The organism is Streptomyces sp. NPDC047130 (genome assembly GCF_040643475.1).
Taxonomy (GTDB): Bacteria; Actinomycetota; Actinomycetes; order Streptomycetales; family Streptomycetaceae; genus Streptomyces.
The window spans coordinates 1-3,194 of sequence record NZ_JBEYUK010000062.1; the positions used below are offsets into that span (position 1 = coordinate 1).

Below are 3,194 nucleotides of genomic sequence, written 5' to 3' on the forward strand. Positions count from 1 at the left end.
AACACAGTGGACGCGAGCAACTGAGGACAAGCCCTCGGCCTATTAGTACCAGTCACCTCCACCCGTTACCGGGCTTCCAGATCTGGCCTATCAACCCAGTCGTCTACTGGGAGCCTTACCCCATCAAGTGGGTGGGAGTCCTCATCTCGAAGCAGGCTTCCCGCTTAGATGCTTTCAGCGGTTATCCCTCCCGAACGTAGCCAACCAGCCATGCCCTTGGCAGAACAACTGGCACACCAGAGGTTCGTCCGTCCCGGTCCTCTCGTACTAGGGACAGCCCTTCTCAAGACTCCTACGCGCACAGCGGATAGGGACCGAACTGTCTCACGACGTTCTAAACCCAGCTCGCGTACCGCTTTAATGGGCGAACAGCCCAACCCTTGGGACCGACTCCAGCCCCAGGATGCGACGAGCCGACATCGAGGTGCCAAACCATCCCGTCGATATGGACTCTTGGGGAAGATCAGCCTGTTATCCCCGGGGTACCTTTTATCCGTTGAGCGACGGCGCTTCCACAAGCCACCGCCGGATCACTAGTCCCGACTTTCGTCCCTGCTCGACCCGTCGGTCTCACAGTCAAGCTCCCTTGTGCACTTACACTCAACACCTGATTGCCAACCAGGCTGAGGGAACCTTTGGGCGCCTCCGTTACTCTTTAGGAGGCAACCGCCCCAGTTAAACTACCCATCAGACACTGTCCCTGATCCGGATCACGGACCCAGGTTAGACATCCAGCACGACCAGACTGGTATTTCAACGACGACTCCCACGACACTGGCGTGCCGCTTTCACAGTCTCCCAGCTATCCTACACAAGCCGAACCGAACACCAATATCAAACTGTAGTAAAGGTCCCGGGGTCTTTCCGTCCTGCTGCGCGAAACGAGCATCTTTACTCGTAGTGCAATTTCACCGGGCCTATGGTTGAGACAGTCGAGAAGTCGTTACGCCATTCGTGCAGGTCGGAACTTACCCGACAAGGAATTTCGCTACCTTAGGATGGTTATAGTTACCACCGCCGTTTACTGGCGCTTAAGTTCTCAGCTTCGCCCCACCGAAATGGAGCTAACCGGTCCCCTTAACGTTCCAGCACCGGGCAGGCGTCAGTCCGTATACATCGCCTTACGGCTTCGCACGGACCTGTGTTTTTAGTAAACAGTCGCTTCTCGCTGGTCTCTGCGGCCACCCCCAGCTCAGAGCGCGAAGCTCATCACCAGAAATGGCCCCCCTTCTCCCGAAGTTACGGGGGCATTTTGCCGAGTTCCTTAACCATAGTTCACCCGAACGCCTCGGTATTCTCTACCTGACCACCTGAGTCGGTTTAGGGTACGGGCCGCCATGAAACTCGCTAGAGGCTTTTCTCGACAGCATAGGATCATCCACTTCACCACAATCGGCTCGGCATCAGGTCTCAGCCTTGATGTGCGACGGATTTACCTACCGCACGGCCTACACCCTTACCCCGGGACAACCACCGCCCGGGATGGACTACCTTCCTGCGTCACCCCATCACTCACCTACTACCAGCTCGGGTCACCGGCTCCACCACTCCCCATCACTCCGAAGAGATCAAGGGCGGCTTCACGGGCTTAGCATCACTGGATTCAATGTTTGACGCTTCACAGCGGGTACCGGAATATCAACCGGTTATCCATCGACTACGCCTGTCGGCCTCGCCTTAGGTCCCGACTTACCCTGGGCAGATCAGCTTGACCCAGGAACCCTTAGTCAATCGGCGCAAACGTTTCTCACGTTTGTATCGCTACTCATGCCTGCATTCTCACTCGTGAACCGTCCACAACTCGCTTCCGCGGCTGCTTCACCCGGCACACGACGCTCCCCTACCCATCACAGCAGGCGTTGGCCCTCATGCTGCAATGACACGACTTCGGCGGTACGCTTGAGCCCCGCTACATTGTCGGCGCGGAATCACTAGACCAGTGAGCTATTACGCACTCTTTCAAGGGTGGCTGCTTCTAAGCCAACCTCCTGGTTGTCTCTGCGACTCCACATCCTTTCCCACTTAGCGTACGCTTAGGGGCCTTAGTCGATGCTCTGGGCTGTTTCCCTCTCGACCATGGAGCTTATCCCCCACAGTCTCACTGCCGCGCTCTCACTTACCGGCATTCGGAGTTTGGCTAAGGTCAGTAACCCGGTAGGGCCCATCGCCTATCCAGTGCTCTACCTCCGGCAAGAAACACACGACGCTGCACCTAAATGCATTTCGGGGAGAACCAGCTATCACGGAGTTTGATTGGCCTTTCACCCCTAACCACAGGTCATCCCCCAGGTTTTCAACCCTGGTGGGTTCGGTCCTCCACGAAGTCTTACCTCCGCTTCAACCTGCCCATGGCTAGATCACTCCGCTTCGGGTCTTGGGCATGCTACTCAAACGCCCTATTCGGACTCGCTTTCGCTACGGCTTCCCCACACGGGTTAACCTCGCAACACACCGCAAACTCGCAGGCTCATTCTTCAAAAGGCACGCAGTCACGAGATGCAGCAAGCTGCATCCGACGCTCCCACGGCTTGTAGGCACACGGTTTCAGGTACTATTTCACTCCGCTCCCGCGGTACTTTTCACCATTCCCTCACGGTACTATCCGCTATCGGTCACCAGGGAATATTTAGGCTTAGCGGGTGGTCCCGCCAGATTCACACGGGATTTCTCGGGCCCCGTGCTACTTGGGTGTCTCTCAAACGAGCCGCTGACGTTTCGACTACGGGGGTCTTACCCTCTACGCCGGACCTTTCGCATGTCCTTCGCCTACATCAACGGTTTCTGACTCGTCCCACGGCCGGCAGACCGTGGAAGAGAGATCCCACAACCCCCCAAGCGCAACCCCTGCCGGGTCTCACACGCTTGAGGTTTAGCCTGATCCAGTTTCGCTCGCCACTACTCCCGGAATCACGGTTGTTTTCTCTTCCTGAGGGTACTGAGATGTTTCACTTCCCCTCGTTCCCTCCACACTGCCTATGTGTTCAGCAGTGGGTGACAGCCCATGACGACTGCCGGGTTTCCCCATTCGGAAACCCCCGGATCAAAGCCTGGTTGACGACTCCCCGGGGACTATCGCGGCCTCCCACGTCCTTCATCGGTTCCTGGTGCCAAGGCATCCACCGTGCGCCCTTAAAAACTTGGCCACAGATGCTCGCGTCCACTGTGCAGTTCTCAAACAACGACCAGCCACCCAC

General features: G+C 57.1%; 1 rRNA gene. It reads right to left on the reverse strand.

Annotation, left to right across the window (positions count from 1 at the left end):
* Window positions 1–22: 22 nt before the first annotated feature.
* A 23S ribosomal RNA gene (locus tag ABZ836_RS30350) occupies window positions 23–3,143 on the reverse strand.
* Window positions 3,144–3,194: the final 51 nt, after the last annotated feature.